Annotated in this window: 16 protein-coding genes and 1 pseudogene; 15 read left to right on the forward strand and 2 right to left on the reverse strand. The window is 69.1% G+C overall.

Annotated elements, in window-relative coordinates; translation table 11 throughout:
- The 10 genes from QH276_RS12645 to QH276_RS12690 all read left to right on the forward strand — a co-directional run.
- On the forward strand, positions 1-957 hold a 957-nt coding region (locus QH276_RS12645; protein ID WP_280406739.1), incomplete at its 5' end, for a cell division protein FtsZ.
- Between the two features lie 71 nt (positions 958-1,028).
- Complete coding sequence (gene pgeF, locus QH276_RS12650) at positions 1,029-1,757, forward strand: peptidoglycan editing factor PgeF (RefSeq protein WP_280398434.1); 729 nt, start codon at positions 1,029-1,031, stop codon at positions 1,755-1,757.
- A gap of 334 nt (positions 1,758-2,091) precedes the next feature.
- On the forward strand, positions 2,092-2,790 hold the full coding sequence (locus QH276_RS12655) for a YggS family pyridoxal phosphate-dependent enzyme (RefSeq protein ID WP_280398446.1): 699 nt from the start codon (positions 2,092-2,094) through the stop codon (positions 2,788-2,790).
- Between the two features lie 107 nt (positions 2,791-2,897).
- Positions 2,898-3,674: a cell division protein SepF gene (locus QH276_RS12660; protein ID WP_280398433.1), complete on the forward strand. Its 777-nt coding sequence runs from the start codon at positions 2,898-2,900 to the stop codon at positions 3,672-3,674.
- 92 nt (positions 3,675-3,766) lie between these two features.
- Positions 3,767-4,069, forward strand: coding sequence for a YggT family protein (locus QH276_RS12665; RefSeq protein ID WP_280398432.1), 303 nt, complete (start codon positions 3,767-3,769; stop codon positions 4,067-4,069).
- A 63-nt stretch (positions 4,070-4,132) separates the two neighbouring features.
- Positions 4,133-4,975, forward strand: coding sequence for a DivIVA-like cell division protein Wag31 (gene wag31 / locus QH276_RS12670; protein WP_280398431.1), 843 nt, complete (start codon positions 4,133-4,135; stop codon positions 4,973-4,975).
- Positions 4,976-5,031: 56 nt separating this feature from the next.
- Positions 5,032-5,229 carry a hypothetical protein gene (locus QH276_RS12675; protein ID WP_280398430.1) on the forward strand — a complete coding sequence of 66 codons (198 nt, stop codon included), beginning with the start codon at positions 5,032-5,034 and terminating at the stop codon, positions 5,227-5,229.
- Between the two features lie 353 nt (positions 5,230-5,582).
- The gene (gene ileS, locus QH276_RS12680) at positions 5,583-8,729 is read left to right on the forward strand and encodes an isoleucine--tRNA ligase (RefSeq protein WP_280398429.1); all 3,147 of its coding nucleotides are present in this window, start codon (positions 5,583-5,585) and stop codon (positions 8,727-8,729) included.
- Positions 8,730-8,954: 225 nt separating this feature from the next.
- A complete protein-coding gene (locus tag QH276_RS12685) occupies positions 8,955-9,878 on the forward strand; it encodes a hypothetical protein (RefSeq protein ID WP_280398428.1) in 924 nt (307 codons plus the stop codon).
- 294 nt (positions 9,879-10,172) lie between these two features.
- Positions 10,173-10,676: an NlpC/P60 family protein gene (locus QH276_RS12690; protein ID WP_432278607.1), complete on the forward strand. Its 504-nt coding sequence runs from the start codon at positions 10,173-10,175 to the stop codon at positions 10,674-10,676.
- 10 nt (positions 10,677-10,686) lie between these two features.
- Here QH276_RS12690 and QH276_RS12695 read toward each other — a convergent pair whose 3' ends face one another.
- The gene (locus QH276_RS12695; protein WP_280398427.1) at positions 10,687-11,562 is read right to left on the reverse strand and encodes a UTP--glucose-1-phosphate uridylyltransferase; all 876 of its coding nucleotides are present in this window, start codon (positions 11,560-11,562) and stop codon (positions 10,687-10,689) included.
- Positions 11,563-11,806: 244 nt separating this feature from the next.
- Between QH276_RS12695 and QH276_RS12700 the strand changes: the two genes are divergently transcribed.
- The 5 genes from QH276_RS12700 (at position 11,807) to QH276_RS12720 (ending at position 21,026) form a co-directional block, all read left to right on the forward strand.
- Positions 11,807-13,615 (forward strand): DNA polymerase IV, encoded by a 1,809-nt coding sequence (locus QH276_RS12700; RefSeq protein ID WP_280398426.1) that lies wholly within the window; start codon positions 11,807-11,809, stop codon positions 13,613-13,615.
- Between the two features lie 95 nt (positions 13,616-13,710).
- Positions 13,711-14,217, forward strand: coding sequence for a hypothetical protein (locus QH276_RS12705; protein WP_280398425.1), 507 nt, complete (start codon positions 13,711-13,713; stop codon positions 14,215-14,217).
- A gap of 256 nt (positions 14,218-14,473) precedes the next feature.
- Positions 14,474-17,695 carry an arabinosyltransferase domain-containing protein gene (locus QH276_RS12710; RefSeq protein WP_432278605.1) on the forward strand — a complete coding sequence of 1,074 codons (3,222 nt, stop codon included), beginning with the start codon at positions 14,474-14,476 and terminating at the stop codon, positions 17,693-17,695.
- A gap of 63 nt (positions 17,696-17,758) precedes the next feature.
- Positions 17,759-20,185, forward strand: coding sequence for an HAD-IC family P-type ATPase (locus QH276_RS12715; protein ID WP_280398424.1), 2,427 nt, complete (start codon positions 17,759-17,761; stop codon positions 20,183-20,185).
- Positions 20,186-20,402: 217 nt separating this feature from the next.
- Positions 20,403-21,026 (forward strand): GNAT family N-acetyltransferase, encoded by a 624-nt coding sequence (locus QH276_RS12720; protein WP_280398443.1) that lies wholly within the window; start codon positions 20,403-20,405, stop codon positions 21,024-21,026.
- A gap of 69 nt (positions 21,027-21,095) precedes the next feature.
- Here QH276_RS12720 and QH276_RS12725 read toward each other — a convergent pair.
- Positions 21,096-21,392: pseudogene (locus tag QH276_RS12725) on the reverse strand (AsnC family protein); the annotation flags it as partial.
- Positions 21,393-21,435: the final 43 nt, after the last annotated feature.

Genomic DNA, 21,435 nt, shown 5'->3' on the forward strand with positions numbered 1-21,435 from the left:
GTGGTCGCGAGTATCGCGCGCAAACTGGGTGCGCTGACCATCGGCGTGGTGACCCGGCCGTTCTCGTTCGAGGGCAAACGCCGCGGTAATCAGGCCGAGGTGGGTATCAACCTGCTGCGCGAATCCTGCGACACCCTGATCGTCATCCCGAACGACCGGCTGTTGCAGCTCGGCGATGCCGCGGTGAGCCTGATGGACGCCTTCCGCTCCGCCGACGAGGTACTCCTCAACGGTGTCCAGGGCATCACCGACCTGATCACCACCCCGGGCCTGATCAACGTCGACTTCGCCGACGTCAAGAGCGTGATGTCGGGTGCCGGTAGCGCGCTGATGGGTATCGGTTCCTCACGCGGTGAGGGCCGGTCGGTCAAAGCCGCCGAGGCGGCGATCAATTCGCCGCTGCTGGAAGCTTCGATGGACGGCGCGCACGGCGTGCTGCTCTCGATCGCCGGCGGTTCGGATCTGGGTCTGTTCGAGATCAACGAGGCCGCCTCGCTGGTGCAGGAAGCGGCGCATATCGAGGCCAACATCATCTTCGGTACGGTGATCGACGATTCGCTCGGCGACGAAGTACGCGTCACCGTGATCGCCGCCGGGTTCGACGGTGGCGGGCCCGCCCGGCGCACCTTCGAATCACCGAGCAGCCGGGGGTCGCTCGGCTCCGGCCGTACCACGGAGATCTCCGCGCAGTCCTCGCGGAGCCCCGAACTCGGTCATTCCCGGCCCGCCGAACTCGGTGCGGGCCGGAGCCATTCGGAGGAACCGGCGCCGATCCGCGCCGCCGATTCCGGTTCGTCCGTCGCCCGTGGCCCGGCGCCGAGCTACCGCGATACCGAACGCCGGTCGGCGGTGGATCCGGGGCTGGGCCACAGCAGCCGGTCCCATATCCAGCCGCCGGCGCAGGAGCTGCCCGACGACGACGACGATGTGGACGTTCCGGATTTCATGCGCCGCTGACCGGAGGCCGCTCCGTCCGGGCGCGGTCTGCCGGTGGGCTGTGCCGCTCCGTGCCTATTAGGCTCGACATCATGACTGCGCCACCGGTACTCACTGTTCGACGGGTAGTGACCACGCGCGCCGGGGGTTTCTCCGCGCCGCCCTACGACTCGTTCAACCTCGGCGATCACGTCGGCGACGATCCGGAAGCGGTGCGCCGCAACCGGGCCCGCCTCGCCGCCTCGCTCGGACTGCCCGCCGACCACTTGATCTGGATGGATCAGATCCATGGCCGCACCGTGGCGACTGTCGACGGCCCGCGTACCGAAGCGGTGCCGGGTACCGATGCGTTGGTCACCACCCGGCCGGGGCTGGCGCTGGTGGTGCTGACCGCCGATTGCGTGCCCATCCTGCTCTCCGACGACCAGGCCGGGGTGATCGCCGCGGTGCACGCGGGCCGGGTCGGGGCGCGGATCGGGATCGTCGGGCGGGTGCTGGACGCGATGATCGCCGCCGGTGCGCGGCCCGAGCGGATCGGCGCGCTGCTGGGGCCGGCGGCCAGCGGCCGGCAGTACGAGGTGCCCGCCGAGATGCGCGCCGATGTCGAGGCGCATCTGCCGGGTAGCGCCACGACCACCGTGCGGGGTACACCGGGGCTGGATCTGCGCGCGGGGATCCGGCGTCAGCTCACCGAGGCCGGGGTGGGGGCCATCGCCGAGGACCCCCGCTGCACGATCGAGGACGCGACCTTGTTCAGCCACCGCCGCGGCGCGCCCACCGGCCGGCTGGGCAGCGTGATCTGGATGGAACCCGCCGCGTGAGGGTTCCGGTGCCGCCCGGCCGGTGCCGGCGGGCAGCACCACGGCGATGACCACCGAACCGGCCGCGCCGCCATACGGCGGCTGCCGGCAGCCGAGTGCGGAGGAGGACAGGGATGACGACAGCGCTACGGAGCCGGCGGGGTGGCGGCCGATGAGCGGCGCCTCCGGTGACGACCGGACCGTCCGCGAATCCCCGTCGTCGCCGGCGGAGTCGGGGCAGCTACCCGGTCGTGCGGCGGAGGAGTGGTCCGGCGCGGCGGGCCGGGGCGCACCCGGTCCCGGTGTCCCGGACACCGGGACGAGTACGCCGGGGAACGCAGCACGGGCCGATGAGCTGGCCCGCCGGCTCACCGGTCTGCTCGCGCGGATCGACGCTGCGTGCGAGGCTGCGGGCCGCGATCCGGGCGAGGTACGCCTGCTGCCGGTGACGAAATATTTCCCGGCTTCGGACATCGCGGTGCTGCATCGTCTGGGTCGCCATGATTTCGGGGAGAACCGGCCGCAGGAGGCCGGCGCCAAAGCCGCGGAACTCCGCGAACTGCGCCCGCTGCGCTGGCATCTGATCGGCCGGTTGCAGCGGAACAAGGCGCGGCACGTCGCGCGCTGGGCGCACACCGTCCATTCGGTGGACAGCGAACGTCTGGCGACCGCACTGGAATCGGCCGTGGCGGCCGCGCTGGACGACGGTGACCGGACGGCACCGCTGGAGGTACTGATCCAGGTGAGCCTGGACGCCGACCCGAGCCGCGGCGGCGTGGAACCCGGGGGCGTACCCGCGCTGGCGGACCGTATCGCGAAATCCGCGGAACTGCGCTTAGCAGGGATTATGGCAATTCCGCCGTTGGCCGCCGATCCGGACGCGCAATTCGCGCGCCTGGCCGAACTGCACGCGCGCCTGCGCGCCGATCACCCCGCGGCCACGGAACTGTCCGCCGGAATGTCGAACGATCTTGAAAGGGCTATTGCCCATGGATCGACATGTGTGCGTGTCGGTACCGCCCTCATGGGCGAGCGACCGATAACCTCGGCGTAGCAAACAAACCTCATCAGTCACATTCGACACATATGCTGGGACACGACGAGGGCTGAGCAAGACTTCAACACCCGGCCGCCACCGGGGCCGAAGGAAGGTCGACCAGAATGAGCACGCTGCACAAGTTCAAGGCGTACTTCGGCATGGTTCCGCTCGAGGATTACGAAGACGACTACGTCGACGATCGCACCCCCCGCGGGGTCGAGGATCGCGGCGCGCGCCGGCCGCGTGACTACTCCGACCGCGCTCCCCGCGACTACGACGATCGTCCGGACTACGACCGGTACGCCGAGGACCGCTACGACGGTCCCGACTATCGCGACGCCCCGTACAAGTCGTCCTACCAGCCCAGCTATCCGCCGCCCCGGCGCGACGACTACCCGGGCGACGCCTACGCCGACGACTACGAGGGCCCGCGCCGCCCCACCCGGATCGACGCCGCCGCCTCCGGCCGGTATCGTCCGGGCGGCGGTGCCTCCCTGCGTGGCGCGACCAGGGGAGCGCTGGCAGTCGATCCCGATGCCGAGGAGCGCCGGCTGGCCGAACGGGTCCGCCCCGAACCGGCCGCCGCCCGCCGTCCCGCGATCTTCGAGGACGGAGGTCCCTTGTCCAAGATCACCACGCTGCGCCCGCGTGACTACAGCGAGGCCGCGATAATCGGCGAGCGGTTCCGCGAGGGCAACCCGGTGATCATGGACCTGGTCGACCTCAGCAACGCCGACGCCAAACGCCTGGTGGATTTCGCCGCCGGACTGGCCTTCGCCCTGCGCGGCTCGTTCGACAAGGTCGCCACCAAGGTGTTCCTGCTCTCCCCGGCCGATGTCGACGTATCGGCCGAGGAGCGGCGCCGGATCGCCGAAACCGGCTTCTACAACCAGAAATAACGCACGCCGCGCCCGGGCCGGGCGCGGCGTTGCCGGGACCGTAATCGGCGCGGGCATTTTGCACCGCGCCGATTTTGCGGCAGAGTGAGATCGTGGCCTTGTTCGCGGTGCTGTACTTCGTACTGTTCATCTTCTGGCTGTTGCTCATCAGCCGGGTGATCGTCGAGTTCATCCGTAGTTTCGCCCGCGACTGGCGTCCCACCGGGGTGGTCGTGGTGATCCTCGAGGTGATCTTCACGATCACCGATCCCCCCGTGAAGCTGCTCCGGCGGCTGATACCGCCGATCTCACTGGGCGGAATTCGCCTGGATCTGTCGATTATGGTCCTGCTGTTCCTGGTGTTCATCCTGATGTCGGTCGTCAGCAGCCTCGGCGGGTCGGTAACTCCGGTGTGACAGAATGGTCCGAGAAGACTTGCCAGAGCCGCTAGATCTGACAACGCGCGAAGGGATCCTTCCATGCCGCTGACCCCAGCCGATGTGCACAACGTCGCGTTCAGCAAACCGCCGATCGGCAAACGCGGCTACAACGAGGACGAAGTCGACGCCTTCCTGGATCTGGTCGAACAGGAACTTTCCCGGCTGATCGAGGAGAACGCGGACCTTCGCCAGCGGGTTGCCGAGCTCGACGCGGAACTGGCCGATGCCAAGAGCAGCCGCGGTCCGGCGGGTTCGCTGGGTAAACCGGTACCACAGGCACCGCCGCCCGAACCCATCAAACCGCCGGTCCAGGCACCGCCCTCGGTACCCATTCCGGTGGTGCCGGCGGCGCCCGCCCCGACCGATGCCGGTGCCGATGCGAATATGCAGGCCGCGAAGGTGCTGAGCCTGGCGCAGGAAATGGCCGACCGGCTCACCAGCGACGCCAAGAGCGAAGCCGAGAATTTGCTGGCCAATGCGCGGGCCAATTCCGAACGTCTGGTCAACGATGCGCGGGCCCGCTCGGAAGAGATGATCGCCGACGCTCGGCACAAGTCGGAGTCCATGCTCTCCGACGCGCAGACCCGTTCGGACAGCCAGCTGCGCCAGGCCAAGGAGAAGGCCGACGCCCTGCAGGCCGACGCCGAGCGCAAGCACACCGAGATCATGGGCACCATCACCCAGCAGCGCAATGTCCTCGAGAGCCGGATCCAGACCCTCAAAACCTTCGAACGTGAATATCGGGTGCGGTTGAAATCGTATCTGGAATCGCAGCTCGAAGAGCTGGAGAACCGTGGGTCGGCCGTACCGGTGGACGAAGGCGACAGCTTCGATACCGGGGCCAACCAGCTTGCCCCCGCCTCGTTCGGCAAGGGCGAGTAAGCGCTCGATACCGCTGGGCGCGTACGGGCACCCGGCCTGCTGTCCTGGGGGTCATCATGCTTGTCCTGACACTGGCGCTCGCCGCGATCGGCCTGGTGCTGCTGATCCTGTCCTTGACCACCGGCTCGGTGGTCTGGGCCTGGGGCTGCATCGTGGTGTGCGGACTGGGTGCTGTGGTGTTGCTGGTGAGCGCGCTGTCGATGCGTGCGCCCGATGAGGAATTGCCGCCGCGGGACCAGCACGCGAAACGTTGACGAGAACTGCTACGAGCGAGAACCGGACTGTCCTTCCATACGGCGCGGTGGCGGGCGCTGTATAAGTGGGTTGACCGTCACGGTTAGAATCAAACCTGACAGGCGACGATCCGGCCATCACCGGGGAGCCTTCGGAAGAACGGCGCCCGGCAGCAGCGGTTTCACCTGCTGCGGGCGCTCAGTAGAACCGAACGGGTGAGCCCGTCACAGCTCGTAACGAGAGGTCTACCGGCCGGCGGCCGGTGGGCAAACGGGGTGGTACCGCGGTACCGGCGCACCGATTGTGCCGGTCGTCGTCCCCGTGCCGTACACAGCGCGCTCCGGCGCCGGGCACGAGGAGACGTGAATCCGCGATGGCGGACGAGAATTCCAGTAGCAGCGCCTACCCGCGCGTCGATCTCGGCGGCGGATCGGGTACCGGCTTTCCCGAGTTGGAGCGGTCCGTCCTGGCTGCCTGGGCCGCCGACGGCACCTTCCGGGCGAGTATCGAGCAGCGCACCGGCGGGGCTGCCGGGGAGTTCGTTTTCTACGACGGCCCGCCGTTTGCCAACGGTCTGCCGCACTACGGGCATCTGCTCACCGGCTACGTCAAGGACGTCATCCCGCGTTTCCAGACCATGCTCGGCAAACGGGTCGACCGGCGATTCGGCTGGGACTGCCACGGGCTCCCCGCGGAAATAGAAGCCGAGAAGCAGCTCGGTATCACGGATAAATCACAGATCGACTCGATGGGTCTCGCGGAATTCAATGCCGCGTGCAAGAATTCGGTACTTCGCTACACCGGTGAATGGCGCGATTATGTGACCCGCCAGGCCCGCTGGGTCGACTTCGACAACGATTACAAAACCCTCGATCTCGACTTCATGGAGTCGGTGATGTGGGCATTCAAATCGCTGTACGAGAAGGGCCTCATCTACCAGGGTTTCCGGGTCCTGCCCTACAGCTGGTACGAGCAGACGCCGCTGTCGAACCAGGAGACCCGGCTCGACGATGCCTACAAGATGCGCCAGGATCCGGCGGTCACGGTCGATATGGTGCTGCGGGTGCCGGACGAGCACCCGTTGCGCGATCTCGACGGCGTGGCGGCGCTGATCTGGACCACCACCCCGTGGACCCTGCCGTCCAACCTGGCGATCGCGGTGCATCCGGATGTGCGCTACGTCCAGGTGCGCGGTGCCGACGACAAGCGCTACCTGCTGGCCGCCGAACGGCTCGGCCACTACGCCCGCGAACTCGGTGAGGAACCGGTGGTGCTCGGCGAGTACGACGGTGCCGCGCTGGTGGGGCTGGAGTACCGGCCGCCGTTCGATTTCTTCGCCGGCCATCCGCGGGCGCACCGCGTGCTGTCGGCCGACTACGTCGCCACCGATTCCGGTACCGGCCTGGTGCATCTCGCGCCGGCGTTCGGTGAAGAGGATATGGAGGTGTGCAGCGCCAACGGCATCGAGTTGGTGCAGCCGCTCGATCCGGGTGGCAAGTTCACCTCGATGGTGCCCCCGTACGAGGGTCTGATGGTGTTCGATGCCAACCCGGTGATCATCAAAGATCTCAAGGCCGCCGGGAAGCTGCTGCGGCACGAGACCATCGAGCACTCCTACCCGCACAGCTGGCGGTCGGGGCAGCCGCTGATCTATATGGCGGTGCCGTCCTGGTTCGTCGCGGTGACGGAGTTCCGCGACCGGATGGTGGAGCTGAACAAGCAGGTCAACTGGGTACCGGAGCATATCCGCGACGGCCAGTTCGGGAAGTGGCTCGAAGGAGCCCGCGATTGGAACATCAGCCGCAACCGCTACTGGGGCAGCCCCATCCCGGTCTGGACCTCCGACGATCCCGCCTACCCCCGGATCGACGTCTACGGTTCGCTCGATGAGCTGGAACGCGATTTCGGGGTCCGGCCCACCGATCTGCACCGGCCGATGATCGACGAGCTGACCCGGCCCAATCCCGACGATCCGACCGGTCGCTCCACCATGCGCCGGGTCCCGGAGGTGCTGGACTGCTGGTTCGAATCGGGCTCCATGCCCTTCGCGCAGGTGCACTACCCGTTCGAGAACAAGGACTGGTTCGACACCCATTTCCCCGGCGATTTCATCGTCGAGTACAACGGGCAGACCCGCGGCTGGTTCTACACCCTGCATGTGCTGGCCACCGCCCTGTTCGACAGTCCCGCGTTCTCGAACGTGGTCGCGCACGGCATCGTGCTGGGCGACGACGGGCTCAAGATGAGCAAGTCCAAGGGCAATTACCCGGATGTCAACGAGGTGTTCGAGCGCGACGGCTCCGATGCCATGCGCTGGTTCCTGATGAGTTCGCCGGTGCTGCGCGGCGGGAACCTCATCGTCACCGAGCGCGGGATCCGGGAGGGCGCGAGCCATGCGCTGCGACCGCTGTGGAACGCGTGGACGTTCCTGCAGCTCTACGCGGGCGAACCCGGTGTCTGGCGCACGGATTCGGCGAATGTGCTGGACCGCTACATCCTGGCGAAACTGGCGCAGACGCGCGACCGGATGACCGCGGCGCTGGAGGAGTTCGATATCGCCGGCGCCTGCGAGGAACTGCGGACCTTCGCCGACGCGCTCACCAACTGGTATGTGCGGCGCTCGCGGGCGCGGTTCTGGGCCGAGGATCGCGACGGTGTCGACACCCTGCACACGGTGCTGGAGGTGGTGACCCGGCTGGCGGCTCCGTTGCTGCCCTTGATCACCGAGGTGATCTGGCGGGGGCTCACCGGGCAGCGTTCGGTACATCTGGCCGATTGGCCGGCCGCCGATACGCTGCCGCGGGACCCGGAACTGGTCGCGACGATGGACGAGGTGCGCAGTGTGTGCTCGACGGTGCTGAGCCTGCGCAAAGCGCAGAAGCTGCGGGTCCGGCTGCCGCTGGCGGAGGTGACCATCGCCGCGTCCGACGCGGATCGGCTGGCGCCGTACGCCGATATCATCGCCGACGAAGTGAACGTCAAAAAGGTCGATCTGACCACCGATATCGCCGCGCACGGACGGTTCGAACTGGCGGTCAACGCGCGGGCCGCCGGCCCCCGGCTGGGCAAGGATGTGCAGCGGGTGATCAAGGCGGTGAAGGCCGGTGACTGGTCGGAGAGTGCCGACGGTGTGGTCAGCGCGGCCGGAATCGAGCTGCTGCCCGAGGAATACACCCAGCGGCTGGCGGCGGCCGAACCGGAATCCACCGCGGCACTGCCCGGCAATGCCGGTCTGGTGGTGCTGAACTCGGTGGTCACCGAGGAACTGGAGGCCGAGGGCTGGGCCCGCGATCTCATCCGGGATCTGCAGGAGACCCGGAAGTCGCTGGGGCTGGAGGTCTCCGACCGGATCACCGTCACCCTCGAGGTTCCGGCCGAGCGGCAGCAGTGGGCACAGTCGCATCGCGAGCTCATCGCCGGTGAGATCCTGGCCGTGACACTGGAATTCGGCCCGGTGGGGACGGCGGGCGCCGAACTCACCGGTGGGGTGCGGGCCCGGGTCGCCAAAGCGGGACGATAGCCCTTCGGTCGGCCGGGCCGGTGTGCGTGCCTTCGCGAAGGTGCGCACACCGGCTCGTCGTATCGCTCCGGGCCGGCGAGGAACATCGGGAGTGACCGGGAGGCACCGGTATTCGTCGTGCGCCGGGCCGGGGGCGGGCGCGCATCGGTGGTAGCTCGGGTCCGCAGAGTGCCCGGAAGGTTACGGCCATGACCGGGAGACTGCGGCGCACTAGGGTAGGGCCTTATGGCTTCGGACAATCCCGACGAGTGGTGGCAGCATGCCCCCGAAGGGCAACAGAACAAGAACTCCCCTTCGGGGCAGTGGCAGCAGGGCAATCCGTCTCCGGGCGGGCAGCCGGGAATGCAGTGGGGGCACACGGCGGGACAGCTTCCGCAGCCCACACCGCAGCACGGGGCATGGGAGGTGCCGCCGCTCGGGCATACTGGTCCGCCACGGAACAACAACACGACGCTGATCGCGGTCCTGGCCGTGGTGGTGGTCCTGGTATTGGCCGGTGTTGCCGGACTGGTGGTCCTGCGGTCGGGGGGATCGCAGGACAACGCCGCCGCGGCGACGAGTACGACCACGGCGACGACCAGCGCCGCCACCACCTCGGCCACCGCTACCACCAGCACGAGCGCCGCCGCGCCGGCGCCGGGTACACCCGCCCTGCGCGAAGGACTGACGCCGGTCGTCTTGACCGGGCCCACTTTCCAGGACGGCGAAGACACCTACACCATGGCCTTCAAGGACTGGCCTTTCGCATTCCGGACGCCGGGCTCGTGGGGATGCCTGAAGGGCTCGATCGAGACGATCCCCGACGCCAACGCCTGGGGCTGTGTCGACGAGGGCGACTCGAAGGCCGGGCAGCGGGTGAACCTGATGATCCGCAAATGCCCCACCACCTGCGATGCGGCGACGCGGAGCACGTTCGACGCGGACTGGTTCGACAAAGAGGGCGAGGCGCGGCAGTTCGACCCCAACACGTCGTATGTGGAGACGCCCACGAACGAGGACGGGAAGTACACCATCGATCTCAGCCGCTATTTCGCCGCGGAGCCCGGGGGCGAACCGGTCTGGCAGGTGGGTGTCTTCGTGGAGTCCCCGCAGGCGACGAAGGATGCGGTGCTGAAGACGTTGAACGACGTCCTCACTCAAACGCAATAAACATTTTTGTGATTCTCATCACACGCTGAGTGTTTGCCAGGTTGCTTGTAGCTCACCCCCGCGCCGGGCACAATCATCGCGATACCGCTGTCGTCGACCCCTCGGAGCAGCGGGAACGGTGATCATTTCGTTAGGTTCTACCTGAGCGGAGTTGCGCCGGAGTCGATTCGCTCCGGCGTAACTCCGATGGTCCGCGGTAGCCACCTGTCCGGCGGATGCCGCGAGTCAACCGGGACACCGCACGGTGCCCCGCGTATCGACCGGCAGAAGGGTGGGCACGTGATCGGAATCGCACTGCGGCGGAGTTGCGCCGGCTTACTTCTCGCCACGGCCGTCACCGCGGTGGCGGCCGCACCGGGCTGGGCGCAGCCCTCCGGCAGCGCCAGTGGTTCGGGGGGCTCCGGCTCCAGTTCGCTGAGCGCCAGCGGCTCGGCGGCGCTCCCGGTACCGACCCCCAGCGGTCTCGGCGCGCTGGCCGCCGCGCTCACACAGACCGGGAAGATGTACGAATGGGGTGCCACCGGCCCGAACACCTGGGACTGCTCGGGCCTGGTGCAATGGGCCTTCCGCCAGGTCGGGGTGCTGCTCCCGCGGACGACCTGGGAACAGGCGAAGGTCGGCGCCTCGGTGCCCCCGTACGCGCTGTCGCCCGGTGATGTGGTGATCATCAACCAGGACGCCTCGCATGTCGGCATCTACGCCGGGTCCGGGCAGGTGCTCAACGCCTACGGCGCCGGTGTCCCGGTGGGACTCACCCCGATCGAGCAGTTCTACGTCCACAGCATCCGGCGTTTCTAGCCGGCCCGGCTCATTCCACCTGACGCCGCAGCAGCGGGCCGTAGTCGGGATGGGCCAGCGCCGAGGCGAACTGGGCGACCAGATAGTCGCCCGGGTTGCCGGTGTCGTACCAGCGGCCCTGGATGACCTGGCCGTACACCGCGTGGTTGGCGGCGTAGGCGTTGATCGAATCGGTCAGGTACACCTCGCCGGTGCGGTGGGTGTACCAGTTCTCGGTCTGCGTGCGCAGTTCGTCGATGATGCCGGGGGTGACGACGTAGCCGCCGATCGCCGCGTACGCCGACGGGGCGTCCGCCGGTTTGGGTTTCTCCACCAGACCGGAGATCCGCAGCAGCCCGTCGTCCAGATCCTCGCGTACCACCGGGACGCCGTAACGCTGTGATTCGTTCGGGTTCATCGGCATCAGGGCCAGCACCGGGCAGCCCGTGGACTCGTAGGCCCGGATGAGCTGCTGGGCCCGCGGCACCTCGGCCACGAAGACATCGTCGGGCCACAGCACCAGCATCGGCTCGTCACCGGCGGTGCGGGCGGCGTTGAGTACCGGGGTGCCGTTGCCGTAGGGGCCGTGCTGGTCCAGGTAGGTGATATGCCCGAGCCGGGACAGTTCACCGACCTCCTCCACCGCGTCGGCGTAGGCGGTCTTCCCGTCGGCCCGCAACTGGGCGACCAGTGCCGGGTTGGGCCGGAAATGATCCTGGATGAGCGATTTCCCGCCACTGACCACGATGGTGATATCGGTGATCCCGGAGGCCACCAGTTCGCGCACCGTGTGCTCGATCACCGGCTTGTCGCCGACCGGCAGCATCTCCTTGGGGATGGCCTTGGTCAGCGGCAGCAGCCGGGAACCGATACCGGCGGCGGGAATCACAGCCTTACGGATCTTCATACGGGTGAGTTTATGGCGCAGACCCCGCGCACGCCGGTTGCGGCCCCCACCGCCGCGCGTTTCGACGAGGGGCAGCGAACCCACGCGGGCACCGGCGCCCGGAAACACAGCACCTCCGCGGGCCGATTGCGGTTTTCGCGGTCGCGGACCGGCCTCGCCGGACCTGTCGGTGCGGACGCGTACATTGCGCGTCATGGACCATCCCGGGCACGACCGAACCCCCAAGTGAGACGGACCGGCGTCGGTGGGCCGTTCGGTGGTGGGTGAGCACGGGCGTGCGCCGGCCGCGGACGGGTTCGCCGCCGAAACCGCGCGGCGCTGGGTGCTGCACATCGATATGGACGCCTTCTTCGCATCCTGCGAGCAGCTCACCCGCCCGACGCTGCGGGGCCGGCCGGTTCTCGTCGGGGGCACCGGCGCGCGAGGCGTGGTGGCGGGGGCCAGTTACGAGGCGCGGGTCTTCGGTGCGCGGTCGGCGATGCCGATGCATCAAGCGCGCCGGCTGGTGGGGGTGACCGCGGTGGTGGTGCCGCCGCGGGGCGCGTTGTACAAGGTGCTGAGCGGACGGGTGTTCGATACCTTGCGGGCCCGCATCCCGGTGCTCGAGACCTTGTCGTTCGACGAGGCGTTCGGGGAACCGGCGGAGCTGGCCGGGGCGGCGGTGGCCGAGGTGGTGGAATTCTGTGCGCAATTGCGGGCCGCGGTGCGCGAGCGCACCGGGCTGGTGGCCTCGGTGGGCGCCGGCGGAGGCAAACAGCTCGCCAAGATCGCTTCCGGGATGGCCAAACCCGACGGGATCCGGGTGATCGCCCCCGGCGAGCAGCAGGAACTGCTGGCCGGGCTGCCCGTACGCAAACTCTGGGGGATCGGGCCGGTGGCGGAAAGCCGGTTGCGTGGGCTCGGGATCGAAACAGTGGGGGCGTTCGCCGCATTACCCGAGGTGGAGGCGGTGTCGATCCTGGGCAGCAGTGTCGGTGCGGCGCTGCACCGGCTGGCGCGGGGGATCGACGACCGGCCGGTCGCCGAACGGGCCGAGGCCAAACAGATCAGCGCGGAAACCACCTTCGAGACCGATATCGTCACGCTGGAACGGCTGCGTCCGGCGATCACCGAGATGGCGGCGGCCGCGCATCGCCGGCTCGTCCGGGACGGTCGCGCCGCGCGCACCGTGGTGCTGAAACTCAAACGTGCCGATATGAGTATCACGACGCGGTCCACCACTCTTCCGTACGCGACCGAGGATCTGCCCACACTCACCGCGGCGGCGCAGCGAGCGGCGGTTGATCCGCGCGAACTGGGGCCGGTGCGCCTGGTAGGAGTCGGGTACGCCGGACTGTCGACGATCCGGCAGGAGTCGTTGTTTCCCGAATTGGACCGGTGGGGCGCGGAATCCGCGGAGGCCGGTGCACCCGCCGGCCCTGGTGATTCGAATCCGGCTCAGGCGGATCCGGCGCGCGGGCGGCCCGGCAAGGGTACGGGCGTTTCGGAAAGGCGTGGAGTTACCGCGGGTCTGCCGGCGCGCGGCGAAGAGTCGGGTGGTGAGGTCGCGAGGAGTTCGGAGGGGCATGGAGTCAGCGCGGATCCGCCGGCCCGTGGCAGGGGTCCGGGCGAGGGGGCCACGAGTGGCTCGGAGGGGCAGGGTATTGCCGTCGTTTTGCCGTACGGGCCCGCTGGGCATGCGCAGGGATCGGGGGCGAGTGGCCCGGGATTCGTGGCAGATGAGCAAGAAGGTTCTGTGGATTCGATGAGATCTCCGGAGCCGGCGCCCGGTTCGGGTGTGTTGTCCGATGTGCCGGGAGTGCCCGGCGACGGCCCCGCCGAAAACGGCGGCGAGCCGGAGGGTTCGCGGGTTCGCGCTGGTAGCGTCGTGGACTGGCGGCCGGGAATGGATGTGCGGCACCCCGAATTCGGCTTCGGGTGGGTGCAGGGCGCGGGGCATGGGCGGGTCACCGTGCGGTTCGAGTCCCGCTCGACAGGGCCGGGGATCGCGCGTACGTTCGCAGCCGACAACACCGAGTTGCGCCCTGCGGACCCGCTCGGCAGCCTGTCCTGACGACCCGCCCGGTAGGTTGGTGCCGGGCAGCGCCGCCGGTTCCGGTGGGCTGCCGCAGCGCACGACACCGAACCCCGAACGCAAAGGACGAGCAGTTGAAGCTTCGCAAAACCGGACGTATCGCGATCGCCGGCCTGGCCGCCGTGGCCGCGCTGACCCTGACGGCGTGTGGTAGCGATGATTCCGACTCGGGCACCACAGCGGCGACCACCTCGGCCGCGGCCGAGACCACGGAGGAAGCGGCCGCCGATACGCCGCCGGTCCCGACTCCGGCCGATCTGAACGCCCAGCTCCAGCGCGCGCTCGATCCGAACGTCCCGAACGAGGAAAAGCTGGAGATGGTGCAGGGCGCCGAGGCGGATCCGGAGCTGCCGTCGAAGCTGAGCCAGTTCTACGCCCAGTCCGGCGCGACGATCGAGGTCACCGAGGTGCAGGATTTCGGTACCGAGATCCAGGCGAAGGCGAACCTCACGCTGAACGGCCAGACCAATGTGGCCGATGTCCCGTTCGTCGCCGAGGACGGGGTGTGGAAGGTCCAGCAGCAGTGGACCTGCACCATGCTCGCCAACGCGCAGATCCAGTCGCCGGCCTGCACGGCCTGAGACACGTACGCGCTCGCACCGGCCGGTCCGCACACAGCGGGCCGGCCGGTCCGCTTTACTCCGGCTGATCGTCGAACCAGCGCGCCGGGCCCGTGCGTTCCGCTCCGTGCGGACGCCGGGCAGGTGCCGTTCCCGGCTGCGAGGACTCGGGTGGGCGGTGCCGTCCGCACGATCGGGTATCCGGCCGGTGACCCGTGCGCGGCGGCGGGTCCAGCGGGTGGGCTCCCCGGGAGCGCGCCCGTTAGGATGGCGCTCCGTGGCTGACACGATGGTGGTGGCGGCGCCCGAGCCGGCAGAGATCTCCGATAGTCCGCGGCCCCGATCGCGGGGTGGCTGGGCCCGGCCGGTGGCGCTGGTGTCGGCTCTGCTCGGGGCGCTGCTGGCGGTGGCGGTGCCGTTTCTGCCGGTACGGGTGGACGCGGCGACGCTGAGCTGGCCGCAGGACGGTTCCGCCGCATCGATCGAGGCGCCGCTGGTTGCCTACGCGCCGTTGAGTTTCGACGCCGCCGTGCCCTGCGCGGCGATCCAGCAGTTGAGCGCCGGCGGAGTGCTCAGTTCGACCGCACCCTACGGCGCCCCCGATCTGGAACGCTACGGATTCCTGGCGCGAGTGCGGCCGGCCACGCCCGAATCGGGCCCCGTGCTCGAGGTGGTACTGCGCAACCAGAACCTGTTCAGTGTCCCGGTGGCCGAGCTCGCGCCCGGGTGTGAGCTGACCGTGGGCGCGGGGATGACCGAAACCGTGGCCACCCTCACCGGTCACGAACCCGTCGTGCTGGGCGGGGATTTCCGGCCGCAGCTGGTCGGGGTGTACAGCGATCTCACCGATCCGGCCGGCACCACCGTCACCGCTGAGGTGGACAGCCGGTTCAGCTCCACCCCGGCGGTGCTGAAACGTATCGCGATCTGGACGGCCGTGGTGGCGACGCTGATCTCGCTGGTGGCGCTGCACCGGCTGGACAGTCTCGACGGGCGTCGCGCCCGCCGCTTCCTGCCCGCCCGCTGGTGGACGTTCCGGCCGGTGGATTTCGTGGTGCTCGGCACGCTGGTGCTGTGGCATTTCATCGGCGCCACCACATCCGACGACGGCTACCAGTTCGGGATGGGCCGTACCTCGCAGGCGGCGGGGTACATGGCGAACTATTTCCGCTACTTCGGGGTGCCGGAGAATCCGATCGGCACACCCTATTACGACATCATCGGGTTGCTGGCGCAGGTGAGCACGGCCAGTCCCTGGGTGCGGCTGCCGACATTGCTGGCGGGTCTGGTGGCCTGGATGGTGATCAGCCGGGAGGTCGTACCGCGCTTCGGGGCGGCGCTGCACCGCAACCGGTTCGTGCCGTGGACCGGTGCGCTGGTGTTCCTCGCGGTATGGCTGCCCTACAACAACGGTTTGCGTCCCGAGCCGATGGTCGCCCTCGGAGTGCTGCTGACCTGGTGCTCGGTGGAGCGCGGGATCGCGACCCGGCGGCTGCTGCCGTTCGCGATCGGCATCCTGATCGCGGCGTTCAGCTGTACCGCGGGGCCGCACGGGATCATCTGCCTGGCCGCGCTGCTGGCCGGGCTGCGCCCGCTGTTCAAGATCCTCGCGGCGCGGGCGCGGCGGGTCGGGTGGCTCGCCCAGTTGCTACCGCTCGCCGCCGCGGGCGTCCTGGTGCTGGTGGTGGCGTTCGCGGACCAGACGTTCGCCGCCATGATGGAAATGCGCCGGGTGCACGAGCTGGCCGGGCCGAATGTGCTGTGGTTCGACGAGTACCTGCGTTACCAGTACCTGTTCATGGGCACGGTGGACGGTTCGCTGGCCCGCCGGTTCGGGATCTTCGTGATGGTCGCCGGTCTGGTGGTCTGCCTGGTGACCCTGCTGCACAAGGGCGGCCGGATCCCGACCGCCGCCGTGGGGCCGTCGCGCCGGATCCTGGGCGTGACCGTCGGCGCGATGGCGCTGATGATGACCACCCCCACCAAATGGACCCACCACCTGGGAGTGTTCGCCGGGCTGGCGGGCGCGGTCGCGGTGCTCACCGCGGTGGCGGTCGGGCCGCGGGTGATGCGGGGGCCGCGGAATCGGGCGCTGTTCGCCGCCGGCGTGGCGTTCCTGATGGCGCTGGTGTTCTCCGGACCCAACGGCTGGTGGTACGTCTCGTCCTTCAGCATTCCGTGGTGGGACAAACAGCCGTCGGTGGCGGGTCTCGCCGTCAACAAGGTCTTCCTGCTGGGGGCCGTGTTGCTACTGGCCTTGGCCGCATGGTGGCATGTCCGCGCGCCTGATACCGGACATCACCGGATCTCCCGATGGGGGTGGCGGTTCGCGAAGATCCCGCCGCTCACGGTGGCGGCGGCGTTCATGGTGCTCTTCGAGGTCGCGTCGTTCGCGAAGGGGGCGGTCGCGCAGTATCCGGCGTTCTCGCTGGCGAGTTCCAATCTGGGTGCGCTCACCGGCAACGCCTGCGGGCTGGCGCCGCATGTGCTGGTGGAAACCGACCCGAACCGCGGCATGCTCACCCCGCTCGCCGGTGATCCGGCGACGGCGCTGGCCGGATCTGGCACCGGTTTCACACCGACCGGGGTGGCCGGCGACCTGAGCGCCGACGCCGAGGAAGGCGCCGACGCCGCCATCGCCGATTCGATGGGTGACGCCACCGCCGGAACCGGGGTGGCCACCGAAACCTCCAGTCCCGCATTGCCGTTCGGTCTCGATCCGGCAACCCCGGTGCTGGGCAGCAATCAGGCGGACGGCCCGGCCGAACTCACCAGCGGCTGGTTCCGGCTGCCGCCCGTCGCCGAACGCGCCGAGATTCTCGCGCTCAGCGCGGCCGGCCGGATCTGGTCGCGCGACGCCGACGGCGTGGTCACCCACGGGCAGTCCCTCGAACTGGAATTCGGGTCGACCACCGCGCCCGGTGGTTCGGCCACCGACCCGGTGCCGCTGCGGCGGGTGAACCCGATCGATATCGGGCCCGCACCGTCCTGGCGTAACCTGCGGGTTCCGCTGGACGGCTACGCCGATGCCGATACCGTGCGGATCGTCGCCGCCGACCGGGACCGCGACCCGCGCCAGTGGCTGGCCTTCACCCCGCCGCGGATCCCGCAGACGCAGGACCTGAACACGGTGGTCGGTTCCACCGACCCCGTGCTGCTGGACTGGGCGGTCGGCCTGCAGTTCCCGTGCCAGCGGCCGTTCGATCACCGCACCGGGATCGCGGAGGTGCCGAAGTACCGCATCCTGCCGGACCGGGTCGGCGCCCACGACACCAACTTGTGGCAGAACCACGACGGCGGCGGCCCGCTCGGCTGGACCGAATTGCTGCTGCACGCCCGCACCCTGCCGACCTACCTGAACCACGACTGGGACCGCGATTGGGGCCAGCTCCAGCAGTTCCTGCCGATCGAGCCGGACGCCGTACCGGCGCGCCCGCGGATCACCCAGGAGCAGCACCCGGGCACCTGGACACCCGGCCCGATCGACGTCGCCTGGTGAGCCGGCCGGCCGTGGCGCCGCCTTCGATCCGGCCCTGCGCGGCCTGTCACTAGGCTGACCGTCATGTCGACCACTGTGCAGGCCGTCAGGGCACCCGGGCTCACCGCGGCGGAGGTGGCGCAGCGGCGCCGCGACGGGCTCACCAACGATGTGCCCGACCGGGCGAGCCGTTCGGTGCGCGATATCGTCCGGGCGAATGTGTTCACCCGGATCAACGCCATCCTGGGTGTGCTGTTCGTCCTGGTCATGGCCACCGGATCGGTGATCGACGGGATGTTCGGGCTGCTGATCGTGGCCAACAGCGCGGTCGGGATCATCCAGGAGGTCCGGGCCAAACGCACCCTGGACCGGCTGGCCATCGTCGGCCAGGCCCGGCCCACCGTGCGCCGCGACGGGCGCGCCGAGCAGATCGCGCCCAAGGATGTGGTGCTCGACGATCTGATCGAACTCGGGCCGGGGGATCAGATCGTGGTGGACGGTGTGGTCGCCGAGGCCGAACTGCTCGAGGTGGACGAATCGCTGCTCACCGGCGAATCCGACGATGTGGCCAAAGAGGCGGGCGCCCAGGTGCTCTCGGGCAGCTACGTGGTGTCGGGGTCGGGCGCCTACCGCGCCACCAAGGTCGGTAAGGATGCCTACGCGGCGAAACTGGCCGCGGAGGCCAGCAAATTCACGCTGGTGAATTCGGAGCTGCGCAACGGGATCGACACGATCCTGAAGGTCATCACCTATCTGCTCATCCCGGCCGGGGCCTTGAGCATCTACAACCAGCTGGTGTCCAGCGGGGAATCGTGGCGGCCCGCGGTCACCGGGATGGTGGCGGCGCTGGTGCCGATGGTGCCGGAGGGTCTGGTGCTGATGACCTCGATCGCGTTCGCGGTCGGGGTGGTGCGCCTGGGGCAGCGCAAATGCCTGGTGCAGGAGCTGCCGGCGATCGAGGGCCTGGCGCGGGTGGATGTGGTGTGCGCGGACAAGACCGGCACACTCACCGAGAACGGGATGCGGCTGGCCGAACTGCGGATGATCGAAACCGGTTCCGCCGCGGAAACCCTGGCCCGGCAGGCGCTGGCCGCGATGGCGGCCGACGACCCGCGGCCGAACGCCAGCGTGCAGGCGATCGCCGAGGCGCTGCCGGAGACACCCGGGTGGAAATACACCGCGGTGGCGCCGTTCTCGTCGGCGAAGAAATGGAGCGGGTTCTCCTACGGCGAGCACGGCGACTGGCTGCTGGGCGCACCCGATGTGCTCCTGGACTCCGGTTCGGCCGATGCCCGCGCCGCGGAGGAACTCGGCGCCACCGGATTACGGGTGCTGCTGCTCGCCCGGGGCGACCGGCCCGTCGATGCCGCGGGCGCGCCCGGGATGATCACACCCGTCGCGCTGGTGGTACTGGAGCAGAAGGTCCGGCCGGACGCCCGCGACACCCTGGACTATTTCGCGAGCCAGGATGTGTCGATCAAGGTCATCTCCGGCGATAATGCCGTCTCGGTCGGTGCCGTCGCCGCATCCTTGGACCTGCCCGGCGGCGAGCACGCCGTCGACGCCCGCAGCCTGCCCGAGGACCGGGACGAACTCGCGGCGGTACTCGACGAGCAGACCACCTTCGGCCGGGTCCGGCCGGACCAGAAGCGGGCCATGGTCGGCGCGCTGCAATCGCGCGGGCACACCGTCGCCATGACCGGTGACGGGGTGAACGATGTGCTGGCGCTCAAGGACGCCGATATCGGTGTCGCCATGGGCGCGGGTAGTCCGGCGACCCGGGCGGTCGCGCAGATCGTCTTGCTCGACAACAAATTCGCCACCCTGCCGTACGTGGTAGGGGAGGGCCGGCGGGTGATCGGCAATATCGAGCGGGTCTCGAACCTGTTCCTCACCAAGACCGTGTACTCGGTGCTGCTGGCGTTCCTGATCGGCGTCGCGGGCGTGGGCTCGCAGATCTTCGGTTACGAGCCCATCGGTTATCCGTTCCTGCCGCGGCATGTGACGATCGCGGCCTGGTTCACCATCGGTATCCCGGCCTTCATCCTGTCGCTGGCCCCGAACAACGAACGGGCCCGCAGCGGTTTCGTCGGGCGGGTGATGCGGCTGGCGATCCCGTCGGGGGTGGTGATCGGCACCGCGACCTTCATCGCCTATCTGATCGCCTACGCCGGCCCGGAGGCCAGCGATCAGCAGAAGATGCAGGCCGGAACCACCGCATTGATCACCCTGATCATGATCGCGGTCTGGGTGCTGGCCATCGTCGCGCGCCCCTACAACTGGTGGAAGATCGTCCTGCTGGGGGTCTCGGTGCTCGCCTACCTGGTGTTGTTCACCGTGCCGTTCACCCGCGAATTCTTCGCCCTCGACCCGTCGAACCTCCGCCTCACCACCGCCGCCTTCGTCTGCGGCGCCGTGGGTATCGCCCTGGTGGAGGCCGCCTGGTGGGCGAGCGCGACCCTGCGCGGTGAACCCCACAAACTGATCCCCGCGGCCCCCGGCGAAGCCTGACCGGAAGCACCGGCGGCCGAGGGCACCCGCCGGCCGTCCGGCCGAACCACACCGCGGCGAGAAGCGGCCGCGCGCCGTGTCACCGGGCCGGGTTACTGTCCTCGGCAACCCCCGTGGTCCGGCCGTCGGCAGGACCGGCGCCGTACGGCTGGGCCGGTTCCGGCCCGACGCGGTCGCGGCCAGCGGGGATCACATCGAGGAGAGGGTGGACACCGCAATGCCGAACCAGTTCGAGGTACGGCCGGCCCGGCATACCGAGATCGCGGCGCTGGCGCGCACGCTGGCCGCGGCCTTCCATGACGATCCGGTCATGGAATGGTTGTTGCCGGACGCGCGGCGGCGGGTGGGGGGCCTGTCACGACTTTTCGAAGCCAGTACCAGGCACCAGCATTTCGCATCCGGAGGTGTGGATATCGCCGTGGACCCGGCGGAAACGATCGCCGGAGCCGCGCTGTGGGATCCGCCCGGACGCTGGAAATCGTCTCCGCTGACCGAACTGCGGATGTTTCCCCAGTTGTTCCGTGCGTTGGGTGGCCGGATGCGGGCAGGCAAACAATTGATGGACCTCATGACGGCCGCCCATCCGGACGAACCCCATTGGTATCTCGCGACCCTCGGCACCGATCCAGGGCACCGCGGCAGTGGATACGGGCGGGCGTTGCTCGACGCGCGGCTGGATCAGTGCGATCGGGAAGGAGTTCCGGCCTACCTCGAATCGAGTAAGCGGGTGAACATCGGCTACTACGAACGATTCGGGTTCGAGGTGACGGGCACGATCAGCCTCCCCGGGGGCGGACCGGAGCTGTGGCCGATGTGGCGGGCGCCGCGGTCGGCCGGCTGAACCGCCGCGTTCGACGATCCGCCACACAAGGGCGCTGTCGACCTCCGCATCACCGGACAGTTCGTCCACCCGGCGGCGTACCGCGGATTCGGACCAGCCGAGTGTCCCGGCCGGCCTGGGGTACGCCGCGCGCCCGTCCGCGGCGAGGGCCGGCAACAGTCGCCCGTCCAGTTCGGTCAGCGCAGCCGGTTCGCCCGCAACCGGGCGACCGGAACCACCAGAAGAGGATAGGCCCGCCGGACCGGGCGGGCCTCGCCGAGGAAGCGGCCCACCCGAAAGCCCGAAACCGACCGAAAAACAAGCCCACCCGCCTAACCCACCGCACGAAAGTAACCAATCCCCGCCAAAACACCCCCCCCGCCCCACCCTGCGGCGGCCCGCCCCCCCCCCCCCGGCCCCCCGCCGCGCC

Origin of the sequence: Nocardia carnea (assembly GCF_029869215.1) — a bacterium.
Taxonomy (GTDB): domain Bacteria; phylum Actinomycetota; class Actinomycetes; order Mycobacteriales; family Mycobacteriaceae; genus Nocardia; species Nocardia carnea_B.

What these genes read in the sequence shown, in the direction of transcription:
- pgeF (WP_280398434.1), top strand. Translation starts at nt 1,029, where the DNA reads ATGACTGCGCCACCGGTACTCACTGTTCGACGGGTAGTGACCACGCGC.
- QH276_RS12660 (WP_280398433.1), top strand. Translation starts at nt 2,898, where the DNA reads ATGAGCACGCTGCACAAGTTCAAGGCGTACTTCGGCATGGTTCCGCTC.
- wag31 (WP_280398431.1), top strand. Translation starts at nt 4,133, where the DNA reads ATGCCGCTGACCCCAGCCGATGTGCACAACGTCGCGTTCAGCAAACCG.
- QH276_RS12675 (WP_280398430.1), top strand. Translation starts at nt 5,032, where the DNA reads ATGCTTGTCCTGACACTGGCGCTCGCCGCGATCGGCCTGGTGCTGCTG.
- ileS (WP_280398429.1), top strand. Translation starts at nt 5,583, where the DNA reads ATGGCGGACGAGAATTCCAGTAGCAGCGCCTACCCGCGCGTCGATCTC.
- QH276_RS12685 (WP_280398428.1), top strand. Translation starts at nt 8,955, where the DNA reads ATGGCTTCGGACAATCCCGACGAGTGGTGGCAGCATGCCCCCGAAGGG.
- QH276_RS12695 (WP_280398427.1), bottom strand. Translation starts at nt 11,562, where the DNA reads ATGAAGATCCGTAAGGCTGTGATTCCCGCCGCCGGTATCGGTTCCCGG.
- QH276_RS12715 (WP_280398424.1), top strand. Translation starts at nt 17,759, where the DNA reads ATGTCGACCACTGTGCAGGCCGTCAGGGCACCCGGGCTCACCGCGGCG.
- QH276_RS12720 (WP_280398443.1), top strand. Translation starts at nt 20,403, where the DNA reads ATGCCGAACCAGTTCGAGGTACGGCCGGCCCGGCATACCGAGATCGCG.